At 38.0% G+C, this 15,689-nt stretch carries 11 protein-coding genes and 1 rRNA gene; all 12 read left to right on the plus strand.

Annotated elements, in window-relative coordinates; genetic code table 11:
* Positions 1-55: 55 nt before the first annotated feature.
* A complete protein-coding gene (gene mfd / locus I586_RS15345) occupies positions 56-3,580 on the plus strand; it encodes a transcription-repair coupling factor (protein ID WP_425250071.1) in 3,525 nt (1,174 codons plus the stop codon).
* 209 nt (positions 3,581-3,789) lie between these two features.
* Positions 3,790-5,373: a putative polysaccharide biosynthesis protein gene (locus tag I586_RS15350; protein ID WP_010763792.1), complete on the plus strand. Its 1,584-nt coding sequence runs from the start codon at positions 3,790-3,792 to the stop codon at positions 5,371-5,373.
* Positions 5,374-5,378: 5 nt separating this feature from the next.
* A complete protein-coding gene (locus tag I586_RS15355; RefSeq protein ID WP_010763793.1) occupies positions 5,379-5,654 on the plus strand; it encodes an RNA-binding S4 domain-containing protein in 276 nt (91 codons plus the stop codon).
* A gap of 62 nt (positions 5,655-5,716) precedes the next feature.
* Positions 5,717-6,181 (plus strand): FtsB family cell division protein, encoded by a 465-nt coding sequence (locus I586_RS15360; protein WP_010763794.1) that lies wholly within the window; start codon positions 5,717-5,719, stop codon positions 6,179-6,181.
* A 43-nt stretch (positions 6,182-6,224) separates the two neighbouring features.
* Entirely contained in the window at positions 6,225-6,698 is a 474-nt protein-coding gene (locus tag I586_RS15365) for a S1 domain-containing RNA-binding protein (RefSeq protein WP_010763795.1), read from the plus strand.
* 95 nt (positions 6,699-6,793) lie between these two features.
* Entirely contained in the window at positions 6,794-8,176 is a 1,383-nt protein-coding gene (tilS, locus tag I586_RS15370; protein WP_010763796.1) for a tRNA lysidine(34) synthetase TilS, read from the plus strand.
* A 146-nt stretch (positions 8,177-8,322) separates the two neighbouring features.
* Complete coding sequence (hpt, locus tag I586_RS15375; protein WP_010763797.1) at positions 8,323-8,868, plus strand: hypoxanthine phosphoribosyltransferase; 546 nt, start codon at positions 8,323-8,325, stop codon at positions 8,866-8,868.
* A gap of 100 nt (positions 8,869-8,968) precedes the next feature.
* Entirely contained in the window at positions 8,969-11,119 is a 2,151-nt protein-coding gene (gene ftsH / locus I586_RS15380; RefSeq protein ID WP_010763798.1) for an ATP-dependent zinc metalloprotease FtsH, read from the plus strand.
* 130 nt (positions 11,120-11,249) lie between these two features.
* Complete coding sequence (gene hslO, locus I586_RS15385; RefSeq protein ID WP_010763799.1) at positions 11,250-12,146, plus strand: Hsp33 family molecular chaperone HslO; 897 nt, start codon at positions 11,250-11,252, stop codon at positions 12,144-12,146.
* Between the two features lie 12 nt (positions 12,147-12,158).
* Positions 12,159-13,163 carry a tRNA dihydrouridine synthase DusB gene (gene dusB / locus I586_RS15390; RefSeq protein WP_010763800.1) on the plus strand — a complete coding sequence of 335 codons (1,005 nt, stop codon included), beginning with the start codon at positions 12,159-12,161 and terminating at the stop codon, positions 13,161-13,163.
* Positions 13,164-13,257: 94 nt separating this feature from the next.
* Positions 13,258-14,754 (plus strand): lysine--tRNA ligase, encoded by a 1,497-nt coding sequence (gene lysS / locus I586_RS15395; RefSeq protein WP_010763801.1) that lies wholly within the window; start codon positions 13,258-13,260, stop codon positions 14,752-14,754.
* A 717-nt stretch (positions 14,755-15,471) separates the two neighbouring features.
* Positions 15,472-15,689: ribosomal RNA gene (locus I586_RS15400) — 16S ribosomal RNA — on the plus strand; the annotation flags it as partial.

Here is a 15,689-nt window from a genome sequence, read left to right on the forward strand (position 1 = left end):
GGGGTGAAAGAGCCTGTTACGCTTTTAAATTTAGGAGGAGTCTAACGTGAACATCATTGAACAGATTGGTGCAAGTACACTAGCGCGAGATTGGCAACAGCAACTCATAGGGAATACCCGCCAATTGATCACAGGGCTAGCTGGCTCTGCTAAAACATTGGTCATGACTAGTGGCTATAAACAAAAAAATAAAAAAATCGTCGTTGCTGTTCCAAATCTATATTATGGCAACCAGTTAGTTGAAGATTTTCGAAATATAGTATCCGATGACGAAGTGTATCTTTTTCCTGTAGATGAAGTGCTATCGGCAGAAATGGCTTTTTCTTCACCAGAAGCAAGAGCGGAAAGGGTCGCTGCGCTTAATTTTCTTTTAACGGATCGAGCTGGGATCCTTGTTGTTCCTGTTGCTGGATTAAGAAAATATTTGCCAACCAAGCAAACATGGGAACAGGCACAACTTCATTGGGAAATCGGTGGAGAAATTGAACTAGATACATTAGCGCAACAATTAGTATTAATGGGTTACGAGCGCCAGTCCTTAGTTGGCAAACCAGGTGACTTTAGTATCCGAGGTAGTATCGTTGATGTGTATCCACTCAATTGTGAATACCCAGTTAGAGCGGAATTATTCGATATTGAAATCGATTCTCTACGTTACTTTGAAGCAGATACCCAACGTTCTGTAAGTCCAGTTGAAGCTGTAACACTCTCGCCTATGACCGATCTTGTTTTTTCAAAAGAAGACTTAGTTCACGGGGAAAAAGAATTGACCAAAGCATTGGAAAAAAGAGTAGCAATCGCTAAAGATACTGCTGAAAAAGAATTTCTTCAAGAATACTTTGGTCAACTAGCAACTTCTTGGAGTCAAGGGATTCCGACGGACACAGCTCATTATTATACTGATTTATTATATGAAGAAAAAACAACTTTGTTAGACTATTTATCTGAAGACAGCTTGGTTTTTATAGATGATTATGCACGAATTCTAGAAGCAGAACGTGAGATTATCCGAGAAGAAAACGAATGGCAAGTTCTTAAATTAGAAGAAATGCGTGTTTTTCCAGAGCAAACCTTTGGCTTAGAATTCCATGAACAAGTTCGGAAAATGCATTTTGCTACAACGTTTTTCTCGCTATTCCAAAAAGGGATGGGGAATCTGCGTTTCCAAGCGATTCATAATTTTCAATACCGTTCAATGCAACAATTTTTTGGGCAAATGCCATTATTAAAAACTGAAATGGACCGTTGGCAAAAACAGGATCAGACTGTCATTGTTTTCGTCCCAACAAAAGAACGTAGTCAAAAAGTCGAAGAGCTGTTTCGTGATTTTGATATTTCAAGTGTCACAGCATCTGCTGACAAATTAATAGAAGGAAAAATTCAAATCGTAGAAGGTTCATTGCAGTCTGGCTTTGAATTGCCTGTTGAAAAAATCGTCGCTATCACCGAAAAAGAAATCTTTCATACGACGACAAAAAAGCGAGCACGTCGACAAACCGTTTCTAATGCAGAGCGTTTAAAAAGTTATAGTGATTTAAAAAACGGCGACTATGTTGTGCATGCCAATCACGGTATTGGTAAATATATCGGAATGCAGACACTAGAAGTAGATGGCGTTCACCAAGATTACATCACGATTTTATATCAAAATGACGATAAATTATTTATTCCAGTTACGCAATTGAATCTGATTCAAAAGTTCGTTGCATCCGAAGCGAAATCACCGAAAGTCAATAAACTAGGTGGAAGTGAATGGAGTAAAACGAAACGTAAAGTATCGTCAAAAATTGAAGATATCGCAGATGATTTGATTCAACTATACGCATCAAGAGAATCTGAAAAAGGCTATGCTTTTCCACCCGATGATGCCTATCAAAAAGAATTTGAAGATGCTTTTCCATACAGCGAAACAGACGATCAATTGCGCAGTACAGCAGAGATCAAACACGACATGGAAAAAACACGACCGATGGATCGGTTGCTGGTTGGTGATGTTGGTTACGGTAAAACAGAAGTAGCATTGCGTGCAGCGTTTAAAGCAATCAACAATAATAAACAAGTAGCCTTTTTAGTTCCAACGACAATTTTAGCACAACAACATTATGAAACGATGTTGGATCGTTTTGAAGGATTTCCAGTAGAAGTAGGTTTGTTGAGCCGTTTCAGAACGAAAAAACAACAAAGTGAAACAATCGAAAAAATTAAACACGGACAGGTAGATATTGTAGTCGGAACACATCGTTTGCTTTCTCAAGATATTAATTTTAGTGACCTTGGACTTTTGGTAATTGATGAAGAACAACGCTTTGGTGTAAAACATAAAGAACGTTTGAAACAATTAAGGGCACAAGTCGATGTTTTAACACTGACGGCAACCCCGATTCCTAGAACATTGCACATGTCAATGCTTGGTGTGCGGGATCTTTCAGTTATTGAAACGCCACCAGAAAATCGTTATCCGATCCAAACATATGTGATGGAAAACAATCCTGGTGCAATCCGAGAAGCGATAGAACGAGAAATGGCTCGTGATGGGCAAGTTTTCTATCTATATAATCGTGTTGATACGATTGAACAAAAAGTCGAAGAAATCCAAGCGTTAGTACCAGATGCTAGAATTGCTTATGCCCATGGTCAAATGACCGAAGTTCAACTTGAAAATACGTTGTTTGACTTTATCGAACGTCAATATGACGTATTAGTCACGACGACGATCATCGAAACAGGCGTAGATATTCCAAATGCAAACACATTATTTGTAGAAAATGCTGATTATATGGGCTTATCGACGCTATATCAATTGCGTGGTAGGGTTGGTCGAAGCAATCGAGTAGCCTATGCTTATTTTATGTACGAACAACAAAAGATTTTAAACGAAGTCAGTGAAAAACGTTTAGAAGCAATCAAAGATTTTACTGAACTTGGTTCAGGCTTTAAAATTGCTATGCGGGATTTGTCGATTCGTGGCGCTGGAAACCTCTTAGGTGCTCAACAGCATGGATTTATCGATTCAGTTGGGTTTGACATGTACTCACAAATGTTGTCAGAAGCCGTTGCCCGTAAGCAAGGAAAAACGATTCAAGATCAAAAAACATCTGTTGAAATCGATCTTGGAATTGACGCTTACTTACCAACAAGTTATATTTCAGATGAACGTCAAAAAATTGAAATCTACAAACGAATTCGTCAGTTAGAAAATATGGATATGTATGATGAATTAGAAGCAGATCTACTCGATCGTTTTGGTGAGTATCCAGATGAAGTAGCGCATTTGTTAACAACCGGACAAATCAAAATGGACGGTGATCGTGCTCTGGTTGAAACGATCCGTAAGAGACAACAAGAAATAACTTTCACGTTAAGCAAAATTGGAACAAAAACATATAATGTAGAACAAATTTTTGAGGCATTGTCCCATACGCAGTTAAAAGCGGATCTTGCTGTGGACAACGAGAAGATGTCTATTCGTTTAAAATTGCCTAAAGATATGAAAGAAGCTACTTGGCTTCAAGAAGTAGCATTCTTTACAACTGCTTTAAGACAAGAAAAATATAAGACTGTAGCCGTTGAGGCTGAGTGATAAAAATTAGTTTTTAAGAGAAAGAAAAAATCTGATTTTCCATTCAAGAAGAATCAGGATCATTCAACGTTTGAATGTGTCTAGCGTTACGGGCTATCCTCTTGGAAAAAGAGAAAATACGTATGTGACAAGAAACAGCCTTGCGCATTTTCCTCTTTTCCGCTCGAGGTTAAACGAGCTCATTACGCTTTTAAAATAGGAGGTCAACCATGGCACACAAAGAAATGCGGTCAATGATGCAAGGTGCAGCTATTTTAACGATTGCATCGTTTATTGCTAAAGTGCTGAGTGCGGTTTACCGAGTGCCTTTTCAAAATTTAGTTGGAGATGAAGGGTTTTACGTCTATCAACAAGTTTATCCGATTTATGGCATTGCGATGACTTTAGCATTATCTGGGCTGCCGCAATTTATTTCAAAAATTGTAGCAGAACAATCAGATATCAGCGGACAGAAAAAAATTTTACAACAGCTTTTCCCTTTTGTTTTTGTGATTGCGGGTTTGTGTTGGGCATTTTTCTTTTTGGGTAGTCATGAAATTGCCTTTATGATGGGAGATTATCGATTAGCACCACTGATCCAAGTTGTGTCGTTTACCTTTTTACTAGTGCCGATCTTGTCTTTTTATCGTGGGAATTTTCAAGGACATTTATTGATGGTTCCAAGCGCTGTTTCTCAAGTAACTGAACAAATCGTTCGAGTCGGAGTGATTTTGATAGCAGCGTATTCTTTTAGTCGATTTGGTTGGTCTGTTTATCAAACAGGCACGATCGCTATGGCAGGTGCCTTGTTTGGAGGTATCGTTGCGGCGGGAATACTATGGTATTATGACAGGAAAATTCGTGTAGGAAGTTCCGCTTATCTTACGCAATGGAAAGTTGAAAAAGGCTCTAGGAAATTATTCGGTCGTTTAGTCGTTGAAGGTGGGATCGTTTCATTATATAGCGCCTATTTGATCCTCTTTCAATTAATTGATTCTTTTTTGGTCAAAAATTCATTAGTAGCAGCTGGAATCAGTGACGCGGCTGCTAAAGTTGATAAAGGGGTTTATGATCGTGGGCAGCCGTTGGTTCAGTTAGGTCTAGTGGTTGCATTAGCATTAAGTTCGAGTTTTCTACCAGCGTTGACAAAATATTTTATGAGTCAAGAAAATGCTCGTTTTTTACAAGCGGCTAAAGTATTTTTACGATTGACTACAACGATTGCAGCCGCTGCGTCAATTGGTTTAGCGTTGTTACTTCCTTACATGAATTTTGCTCTATTTAAAGATTATAAAGGGAACGGTGTGTTAGGAGTATACGTTTGTTCGATTGCTTTTATGGCAGTTATCCAAGCCTATCAAAGTATCTTGCAAAGTCGCAATCGATTTTTTACCTCAATGTTATCAGCTGGGATCGGTTTATTGGTCAAGTTATTTTTAACAAGTCCGTTAACCTATTCTTTTGGAACACTGGGTGCGAGTATATCAACAATTACTGGATTAGTAGTTACCTTGTTTTTCTTGGTTGTTTTTTCAAAAAAAGAAATTAATCGTTTTGTCGTGGAACATCATTTTTTGAAAAAATTAACGATCAGTTTAGGAATCATGGGATTTGTGTTACTCTGTTATCAAGGTGTGATTGCGGTGCTTTTTGGAATAGTTGAACATCGTGGTCAAGCATTGATCCTTACAATAGTTGGTGTTTTAATGGGTGGTACGACCTTTATTTTTACGATTGTTAAAATAAAACTATTTACAATTCGGGAATGGCTTACATTACCGTTTGGAGCGAAAATATTAAGAATGAAGAGGTAAAGTGTATGCGTTTAGATAAATTTTTAAAAGTGTCTCGTATTATTAAGAGAAGACCTGTAGCGAAAGAAGTCGCGGATAAAGGGCGGATTCAAATCAATGGTATTCTAGCAAAATCTTCTAGTAATGTTAAAATTGGCGATCAAGTTAAAATTCAATTTGGAAATAAAATTTTAGAAATAGAAGTTCTTGAATTACGCGATTCAACGAAAAAAGAAGATGCAGAAAAGATGTATCAGATTATTTCAGAGAAAAGAGTCGAAAATAGTGACAATTTAGATTAGACAAGCTTCTTAGATGTTGGTATAATGAGACAGACAAACCAAAAACGAGTGGAGCGGAAAACATGGGCAAAAAGAAAAAAGACATGGAAAAAGTTGCTGCCTTGGATAATGAGTATACAAAAGAACAGTATGCTGAATTTCAAAAACAGCAAAAGCAGTTGATTTTCAGGCGCCGACGTCTGGCAGTTGTTTTTCTCGTGGCGTTTGTGATATTTATTGTTTCAGGTGTCCAGCTAATGAAAGATTATCAGCAATTGAATGCATTCAAAAAACAGCAGACTGAAGCTGTAGCTGAGTCGGCAGAAGCAGATAAGAAGTTAAAGCGCTTGGAACAAGATGTTGCTCTTTTGAGAGATGAGGATTATGTGGCGAAGTTAGCTCGTAGCCGTTATTTTGTTTCAAAAGAAGGTGAACAAATCTACAACATTCCAGAGTTAGGCGGAACGACTAGCTCCAGTAATGAGCAAAAATCATCAGAAGAAAGTCAATCACAGTCTCATTCATCTGATAAAAAATCAGGCGAATAGCTGCAGATATAATAGGGTAAATAATAGGAGGAACATTTTTTTTATGTCAATTGAAGTAGGAGCGAAGTTGCCAGGAAAAGTGTCTGGTATCACTAATTTTGGTGCCTTTATCGATTTAGGTGAAGGAAAAACAGGGTTGGTTCACATTAGTGAAGTATCAAATGGATTTGTAAAAGATATCCATGATGTATTGACTGTAGGGGATGAAGTAACTGTAAAAGTTACCTCAGTCGGAGATGATGGTAAAGTAGGTCTGTCGATTCGTAAAGCGCAAGAACAACCGGCTGAACCAAAACGTGAATATCAACGTCGCGATAACAATGAGCACCAAGGGAATCGTGATCGTGGAGCGCGTCCAGCACCTAAAAAACAATTTACAAGAGCACAACCAACGAACTCAAAACAAGATTTTGATTCATTAATGAGCTCATTTTTAAAAGATAGTGATGACCGTTTGACTTCTTTGAAACGTAATACAGAAGGTAAACGTGGTGGACGCGGTGGGCGTCGCAACTAATGAATAAATAATTGAAGCTGAGCGAAAGCTCGGCTTTTGTGTTTTAGGCATTTCCTTGAAAAAGTCTATAAACTATGGAACAAAGAGGTGAATAGATGTTTCGAGAATTTTACGATCATTGCAAAAACAATCACTATTGGTCACCCAATCAAAAAATCTTATTAGCGATTTCTGGTGGGGTAGATTCAATGGTTTTACTAGAAATGATGCAAGCAGCAGCTAAAAAAGATCAATTGCAACTTACAGTAGCGCATGTCGATCACCGATTGCGTATAGAATCAGAAGAAGAAGCGCTGTATCTAAAAAAATATTGCCAAAAACAAGGCCTAACCTATTACAGTAGAATATGGGAAGACGCCGATAAAACAAAAAATACAGAAGCTCGTGCTCGTAAATTTCGATATGATTTTTTTGGCGAAATCATGGCGCAAGAAAAAATCCCAGTACTTTTAACTGCTCACCACAGTGATGATCAAGCTGAAACGATTCTAATGAAGCTGACAAGAGGAAGTGCATTATCCAATTTAGTCGGAATAAGAGCAAAACAAGTTTTTGGTAGTGGAATGCTGATTCGGCCTTTCTTGATTTTTTCCAAAGAAAAATTAGAGCAATTTGCTGAACAATCAAAACTTGTGTATTTTGAAGATCATACCAATCAAACAGATACGTATATGCGCAATCGGCTAAGGCATCAGGTCGTTCCACTTTTGAAAAAAGAGAATCCTCGTTTTTTACAGCATATTGCTGAATTTAGCCAACAAATTACGTCAGCTGATGAAGTCGTTCAAATGGTTATTGAACCGATGTATGATCGATTAGTCAAAGAAACGGCAGAGGGCTGGGCGATTCAATTAACAGAGTTGAAACAAGCCAAACGAAGTGTGCAGACATTTTTCTTGATGTCTTTATTTCAACATACATTAATCCCAAAAGGAATCACAATCAGTCAAGACCAAATACAACAACTACTGACAATGATTGAACAACCAACGCCACAACTATCGATGGATATTGAAAAAAAATGGCAAGTGATCAAAGAATATGATATCCTTTGGCTGAAAAAAAAGCAGATCAACTATGAAGAAAATCTATTTTATTTAAATGAGAATGAGCATGTCTTTTTGTCGGAAAATGAATGGCTGGGGTTGGAACTTGCCGAAGGCACACTTATACCACCAGAAATTGTAAACGATTGGACAGAATTTTCCTTACGCATAAGTACACAAACAAGACTACCTTTAACGATCCGTCATCGCAAAAATGGAGATAGAATTTCGTTGACACCAAATTTAACAAAACGAATCAATCGACTCTTTATCGATCGGAAAATACCTAATTTAATGAGAGAGCGGGCATGGCTGATTCTCTCTGCTGAAGGTGAGATCATTTGGGTTCCGCAATTTGCAAATTCATATTTGAGTATTCCTAAAGAAACTGATAAAATACACTACAGGCTCCTTTATAAAATAAAAGAGTAAAAGCCCTAAATTACTTTTATTCAAAGAAGCAAAATAATATAAAACGTTAGAAAAATAAACTCACAGGAAAAGGAGAGCCGTTGCTCTTACGAATTTATTCGTTTAAAAGCAAAGGGCATCGAACCTTAAAGGAAAAGGAGAGTAATATGTTAGAGAACGATATTCAACAAGTATTGATTACGAAAGAACAAATTCTTGAAAAATCAGTAGAACTTGGCAAACAACTAACAGAAGATTATAAGGGTAAGAATCCGTTAGTAATCGGTATTTTGAAAGGTGCAATTCCTTTTATGGCGGATATTACCCGCTGTATCGATACTCATTTGGAGATGGATTTCATGGCGGTCTCTAGTTACGGGAATGCAACTGTATCTTCTGGTGAGGTAAAAATCATCAAAGATTTAGATACAAATGTTGAAGGCCGTGATATTTTGATCGTAGAAGATATCATTGATAGCGGTCGTACATTAGCTTACTTAGTCGATCTTTTCAAATACAGAAAAGCAGCTTCAGTGAAAATTGTCACGTTGCTGGATAAGCCAGAAGGACGTGTGGTTGATATCGTTGCAGACTATGTTGGCTTTGATGTGCCCAATGAGTTTGTTGTAGGGTATGGCTTAGACTATGCAGAAGCTTATCGGAATCTTCCATATGTAGGCGTATTGAAACCTGAAATCTATGAAACAAATTAATATCTCTCTTAGATTTACTTATGTTACAATGTAAAGGTCAGAATTGATAAAAAATAAAACGTAAAATTAAATTACGCATAGTAATCAAAGGAGGACAGGCATGAATAAAAAGAATAGTGGCATGAAAAATGGCCTATATTATGTATTGCTGATTTTGGCGATGGTCATGGTTGTATATTTCATCTTTGGAAATAACAATCCTCAATCACCAGATATCGAATATTCGACTTTCAGTACTCAGTTAGAGGAAGGGAAAGTCAAAGAACTAACTATCCAACCAACCAATGGTGTGTATAAAATCACAGGTCAATACAAAGAAAAACAAGAAATCAAAAACACTGGTGGTTTGTCTTTATGGGGATCGACAGAGGTTTCTACAAAAGCATTTACTACGATGGTCTTGCCGAGTGACATCACATTATCAGGGATTCAAGATATGGCGAAAGACAACAATGTGAAACTTACAGTCAAAGAGCAATCAACAAGTGGTGCTTGGCTGTCAATCTTATTTAGTTTCTTACCGATCGTATTGTTCATCTTCTTATTCTATATGATGATGGGACAACAAGGTGGTGGCGGTGGCGGTGGCGGCCGTGTCATGAACTTTGGTAAATCAAAAGCCAAAGAAGCAGACAAAAAAGCGAACCGTGTACGCTTCTCTGATGTAGCAGGAGCTGAAGAAGAAAAACAAGAATTAGTAGAAGTGGTCGAATTCTTAAAAGATCCTCGCCGTTTCGTTGAATTAGGAGCTCGTATTCCAGCGGGTGTCCTATTAGAAGGACCTCCAGGGACAGGTAAAACATTACTTGCTAAAGCTGTTGCCGGTGAAGCAGGCGTGCCGTTCTACTCTATCTCAGGTTCAGACTTCGTTGAAATGTTTGTCGGTGTCGGTGCAAGCCGTGTCCGTGATTTGTTTGAAACAGCGAAGAAAAATGCTCCAGCAATCATCTTCATCGATGAAATCGATGCAGTTGGTCGTCAACGTGGCGCTGGTATGGGTGGCGGACACGATGAACGTGAACAAACTCTTAACCAATTACTAGTTGAAATGGATGGATTTGATGGTAACGAAGGAGTAATCGTCGTTGCTGCAACAAACCGTTCAGATGTGTTAGATCCAGCATTATTACGTCCAGGACGTTTTGACCGTCAAATCTTAGTTGGCCGTCCAGATGTTAAAGGTCGTGAAGCGATTCTTAAAGTTCATGCTCGTAACAAACCATTAGCTGACGATGTTGATTTGAAAGTCGTAGCACAACAAACACCAGGTTTTGCTGGTGCTGATTTAGAAAACGTCTTAAACGAAGCGGCTCTAGTTGCTGCTCGTCGTAATAAAAAGAAAATTGATGCATCCGATGTGGACGAAGCAGAAGACCGCGTAATTGCAGGTCCTGCGAAGAGAGATCGTGTGATCAATAAAAAAGAACGCGAAATGGTTGCTTACCACGAAGCAGGACATACCATTGTTGGTTTAGTCTTAAGCCGTGCCCGTATCGTTCATAAAGTAACGATCATTCCTCGTGGACGCGCTGGCGGTTATATGATCGCTTTACCAAAAGAAGATCAATTCTTAATGACCAAAGAAGACATGTTTGAACAAATCGTTGGATTACTTGGTGGACGTACAGCAGAAGAAATTATTTTCGATGTACAATCAACAGGTGCTTCTAATGACTTCGAACAAGCAACAGGGATTGCCCGTAGCATGGTAACTGAATATGGAATGAGTGACAAATTAGGTCCTGTTCAATATGAAGGAAACCACCAAGTCTTTGTTGGACGTGACTATGGTCAAACAAAAGCTTACTCAGAACAGGTAGCATTCGAAATCGATCAAGAAGTACGTCGTATCTTGATGGAAGCACACGATAAAGCGCGTGAAATCATTGAAACGCACCGTGCGCAACATAAACTAATTGCTGAAAAACTATTAGAGTATGAAACCCTAGATGCTCGCAGTATCAAATCATTGTTTGAAGAAGGCGTTATGCCACAAGACGTTATTGACAGCCAATTCCCTAGTGAAAAAGCACAAACGTTCGAAGAGGCAAAACGTGCATTAGAAGAAAAAGATGCACAAAAACAAGTCGAAGAAAAACAAGATTTTGAAGAAGCAAAACAAGAATTAAACAACGAAGCTGAAGAAGTAAAAGCGGACAGTGAAAAAACAGAGGAAAAAGTTCAATCAGAAGATGAACGTAAAAATGACTCTGAATACGACCGTAATAACTTTGATGACCGTTATAAATAAACACATAGAGCATCCCTTTTACGGGGTGCTCTATTTTTAACTGAAATTATTTAGTTGAAAAAATAATCAATTCCTAGTATTATCGGGTAATGAGTCAGAAAAAGTAGCAAGTGAGAAGAGGAAAATAAAAATGGAAGATTACTTAGTTAAAGCGTTATGTTATGAAGGATCGATTCGCGCTTACGCAGTGTGCGCAACAAATACAATTTCAGAAGCACAAAAACGTCATGATACATGGAGTTCATCAACAGCAGCATTAGGCAGAACGATGGTAGGCGCTTTATTACTTGGAGCAACATTAAAAGGTGAAGATAAATTAACTGTAAAAGTTCAAGGAAATGGGCCAGCAGGAAGTATTGTTGTTGATAGCGACGGTAGTGGAAATACTAAAGGATACATAAAAAATCCTCATGTTAGCTTAACATTGAATGAGAGCGGTAAAATCGATGTTCGTGGAGCTGTTGGAACGGAAGGGATCTTTACTGTAATCAAAGATTTAGGTTTAAAAGAAACATTCTCAGGACAAACCCCCATCGTGTCTGGCGAAATTGGAGAAGATTTCACTTATTTCATGGCCGTTTCTGAACAAATCCCATCTGCAATTGGGCTGAGTGTCTTGGTTGATACAGATGAAACAGTCAAAGCAGCAGGTGGCTTTATGATTCAAGTTATGCCAGGTGCGGATGAAAAAACAATCGACTTCATTGAACAACGTTTGCAAGAAGTACCGATGATCTCTCGGTTGATTGACGAAGGAGAATCGCCAGAAGGTATTCTAGAACGTCTACTTGGTAAAGATGAAATCGAAATACTAGAAAAAATGCCTGTTCAGTTTAATTGTAATTGCTCAAAAGAAAAATTTGGTACGGCGATTATAGCTGTGGGATTAGATGAAATCAACGCCATGATTGATGAAGATCACGGTGCAGAGGCTGTTTGCCAATTTTGTGGTAACAAGTATCATTATAGTGAAGCAGATCTAATTGAACTCCGAGACGAAGCAATTAAAAATACACGTGAAAAGTAGGAGAGATACACTATGTGGAAAATAGGGAATGTAGAAATTCCGAATCGCGTTGTAGTGGCGCCAATGGCTGGTATCAGCAATGCTGCATTCCGAGTGACGGTCAAGGAATTTGGAGCAGGGTTAGTGGTCTGTGAAATGATCAGCGATAAAGGAATCCAGCAAAGAAACAAAAAAACGTTGGATATGCTTTATATAGATAAACGAGAATATCCATTAAGTGTACAAATTTTTGGCGGAGACAAAGAAACGCTAGTTGAAGCAGCAAAATTTGTTGAAGAAAACACGGATGCAGCGATTATTGATATTAATATGGGGTGTCCTGTAAACAAAGTCATCAAAGCCGAAGCAGGAGCAAAGTGGCTTTTGGATCCGAATAAAGTATATGAAATGGTAGATGCTGTTTCTTCAGCAATAGATCTTCCTGTTACAGTAAAAATGAGAACCGGTTGGGATGAAGAACATCTATTTGCTGTTGAAAATGCATTAGCAGCAGAAAAAGCAGGTGCATCGGCAATCGCTATGCACGGGCGCACCCGAGTTCAAATGTACGAAGGAAAAGCGAATTGGGATATTCTAAAAGAAGTCAAACAACATTTGACGATTCCGTTTATGGGAAATGGAGATGTACGCACACCAGAAGATGCCAAACGTATGCTAGAATACGTGGGTGCAGATGGTGTGATGATTGGAAGAGCTGCATTAGGAAATCCTTGGATGATTCAACGGACGAAACAATATCTTGAAACAGGAGAACTTATTCCAGAACCATCTCCTCATGAAAAAATCAAGACAGCGAAAATTCACTTACAGCGACTAGTTGATCTAAAAGGAGAAAAAATCGCTACTAGAGAATTCCGTCAACATGCTTCGTATTATTTTAAAGGAATTCCACGGGCTGCTAAAGTAAAAGTGGCAATCAATCAAGCAGAAACCCAACAAACGATGGTTGAATTGATGAATGAATTTGAAGAAAAAGCTGAAAAATATGCAGAAAAAGATACAATTGAAATAAACTAATAAAAAAAGCGGGTCGAAACAAAAATTCGGCTTGCTTTTTTTTGTTTCAATGTGGCATTATAAGGGTATGTGATTTCAGAATGGAGGAAGTATAGTGGCAGATGAACAACAAGCGCACTTAGAGGATCTAAATGATCAAATGCTTGTGCGTCGTGAGAAAATGGAAAATTTACGTGAAGAAGGGATTGATCCTTTCGGCAAGCGTTTTGATCGTACACATAATTCAAAAGAATTACATGACCAATTTGACCAACACTCTAAAGAAGAATTGAACGAAATGGATTTATCTGCAAGCGTGGCTGGTCGTATGATGACTAAACGCGGCAAAGGTAAAGCTGGATTTGCCCATTTACAAGATCGTGAAGGACAACTTCAAATATACGTACGAAAAGACCAAGTTGGTGATGAAGCGTATGAAGTATTCAAGCATGCGGACTTGGGAGATTTCTTTGGTGTTACAGGACAAATCATGAAAACTGATACTGGAGAAGTGACAGTTAAAGCTAAAACAATCGTTTTATTAACGAAAGCCTTACGTCCGCTACCAGATAAATACCATGGATTGACAAATATTGAACAACGTTACCGTCAACGTTATTTAGATTTAATCAGTAATAAAGACAGTTTTGATCGCTTCATGAAACGTAGCCAAATCATTAGCGAAATTCGTCGCTATCTTGATGGTCATGGATATGTAGAAGTAGAGACTCCTGTCTTGCATAACGATGCTGGTGGTGCTGCTGCACGTCCGTTTATTACACATCATAATGCACTGGATATGGATTTATATTTGCGAATTGCTTTGGAGCTACATTTGAAGCGTTTGATTGTCGGTGGCATGGAAAAAGTTTATGAAATTGGTCGAGTATTCCGTAATGAAGGAATCGATACAACGCATAATCCAGAATTCACTATGTTAGAAGCCTATACAGCCTATACAGATTATAAAGATGTGATGGATTTGACGGAAGGAATCATTCGTAATGCTGCAGATAAAGTATTAGGAACAACAACTATTACTTATGATGGACAAGAAGTTGATCTAGGCTCTGAATTTAGACGCGTGCATATGGTAGACGCAATCAAAGAACAAACAGGTGTTGATTTCTGGAAAGAAATGACTGTAGAAGAAGCACGTACGTTTGCGAAAGAACATAATGTAGAAATTAATAATAATATGTCAGTCGGACATATTTTAAATGAATTCTTTGAAACATTTGTTGAAGAAACACTGAAACAACCGACATTTGTTTATGGTCATCCAGTAGAAGTATCACCTTTAGCGAAGAAAAATCCAGAAGATGATCGTTTTACAGATCGTTTTGAACTATTTATAGTAGGAAAAGAATTCGCAAATGCCTTTACGGAGTTGAATGATCCGATTGACCAACGTGAGCGTTTTGAAGATCAAGAAAAAGAACGTGAACAAGGTAATGATGAAGCGCATGGTGTAGATGAAGACTTTATTGAAGCGTTGGAATATGGCTTACCGCCAACCGGTGGTTTAGGAATCGGTATTGATCGTTTAGTTATGCTATTAACGGACGCACAATCGATTCGTGATGTCTTGTTATTCCCAACAATGAGATAAAATGAAAAAAGAGAGGCTGAGTAACAAATCAGCCTCTCTTTTTTTTTCTAAAAAATGTCAGAAAAAAATCAGGAAATACACTGTAAAAAACAGGGAAAACGAACAATAAACAACAAAAGTAATAAAACAATCGGTAACGAAAAAAACTTTAAAAAAAGTGCAAATTTTAGTTGACCTAAGCCTAGAATCTTGGTATATTATATCTTGTCGCAAGGCACTGATGAAACACGCCGAACGATGAGAATAATATAACAATCCAAGGCTGAAAAAAACTTTGGAAATCAGGAAAAAAGTTGTTGACAAACAATGTTTAACCTGATAAACTAATGAAGTTGTCGCAAGAACTACAAGCGATAAACAAGAAATAGAATAACGTTTCAAGTTCGAAAGAAACTTGAAAAATCAGGAAAAAAGTTGTTGACAAATAACTAATAACCTGATAAAATAATGAAGTTGTCACGAAACACTCGACAACATCAAGCAGAAAAAAACTTTGAAACTTTTTTAAAAAAGTGTTGACATCGAATCGAAGATTTGATATGATATAAAAGTTGCTGCGAGGTAACACAGTAGACCTTTGAAAACTGAACAAAGTAAGACGAACCAAATGTGTAGGTTGTTTTTACAACGGTAAAAACAAACAACAATTTTTAACAAAGCGAAGCAATATGCTAGCAAACAAATGAGCTTAACAATCGCAAGATTGTGTTCAACTTTTATTATGAGAGTTTGATCCTGGCTCAGGACGAACGCTGGCGGCGTGCCTAATACATGCAAGTCGAACGCTTCTTTTCTACCGAGTGCTTGCACTCATTTGAAAAGAGGAGTGGCGGACGGGTGAGTAACACGTGGGTAACCTACCCATCAGAGGGGGATAACACTTGGAAACAGGTGCTAATACCGCATAATAGTCGACACCGCATGGTGTTGATTTG

Source organism: Enterococcus moraviensis ATCC BAA-383 (assembly GCF_000407445.1).
Classification (GTDB): Bacteria; Bacillota; Bacilli; order Lactobacillales; family Enterococcaceae; genus Enterococcus_L; species Enterococcus_L moraviensis.

Coding starts and splice junctions, on each gene's coding strand:
- I586_RS15350 (WP_010763792.1), top strand. CDS start 3,790: ATGGCACACAAAGAAATGCGGTCAATGATGCAAGGTGCAGCTATTTTA.
- I586_RS15355 (WP_010763793.1), top strand. CDS start 5,379: ATGCGTTTAGATAAATTTTTAAAAGTGTCTCGTATTATTAAGAGAAGA.
- I586_RS15360 (WP_010763794.1), top strand. CDS start 5,717: ATGGGCAAAAAGAAAAAAGACATGGAAAAAGTTGCTGCCTTGGATAAT.
- I586_RS15365 (WP_010763795.1), top strand. CDS start 6,225: ATGTCAATTGAAGTAGGAGCGAAGTTGCCAGGAAAAGTGTCTGGTATC.
- tilS (WP_010763796.1), top strand. CDS start 6,794: ATGTTTCGAGAATTTTACGATCATTGCAAAAACAATCACTATTGGTCA.
- hpt (WP_010763797.1), top strand. CDS start 8,323: ATGTTAGAGAACGATATTCAACAAGTATTGATTACGAAAGAACAAATT.
- ftsH (WP_010763798.1), top strand. CDS start 8,969: ATGAATAAAAAGAATAGTGGCATGAAAAATGGCCTATATTATGTATTG.
- hslO (WP_010763799.1), top strand. CDS start 11,250: ATGGAAGATTACTTAGTTAAAGCGTTATGTTATGAAGGATCGATTCGC.
- dusB (WP_010763800.1), top strand. CDS start 12,159: ATGTGGAAAATAGGGAATGTAGAAATTCCGAATCGCGTTGTAGTGGCG.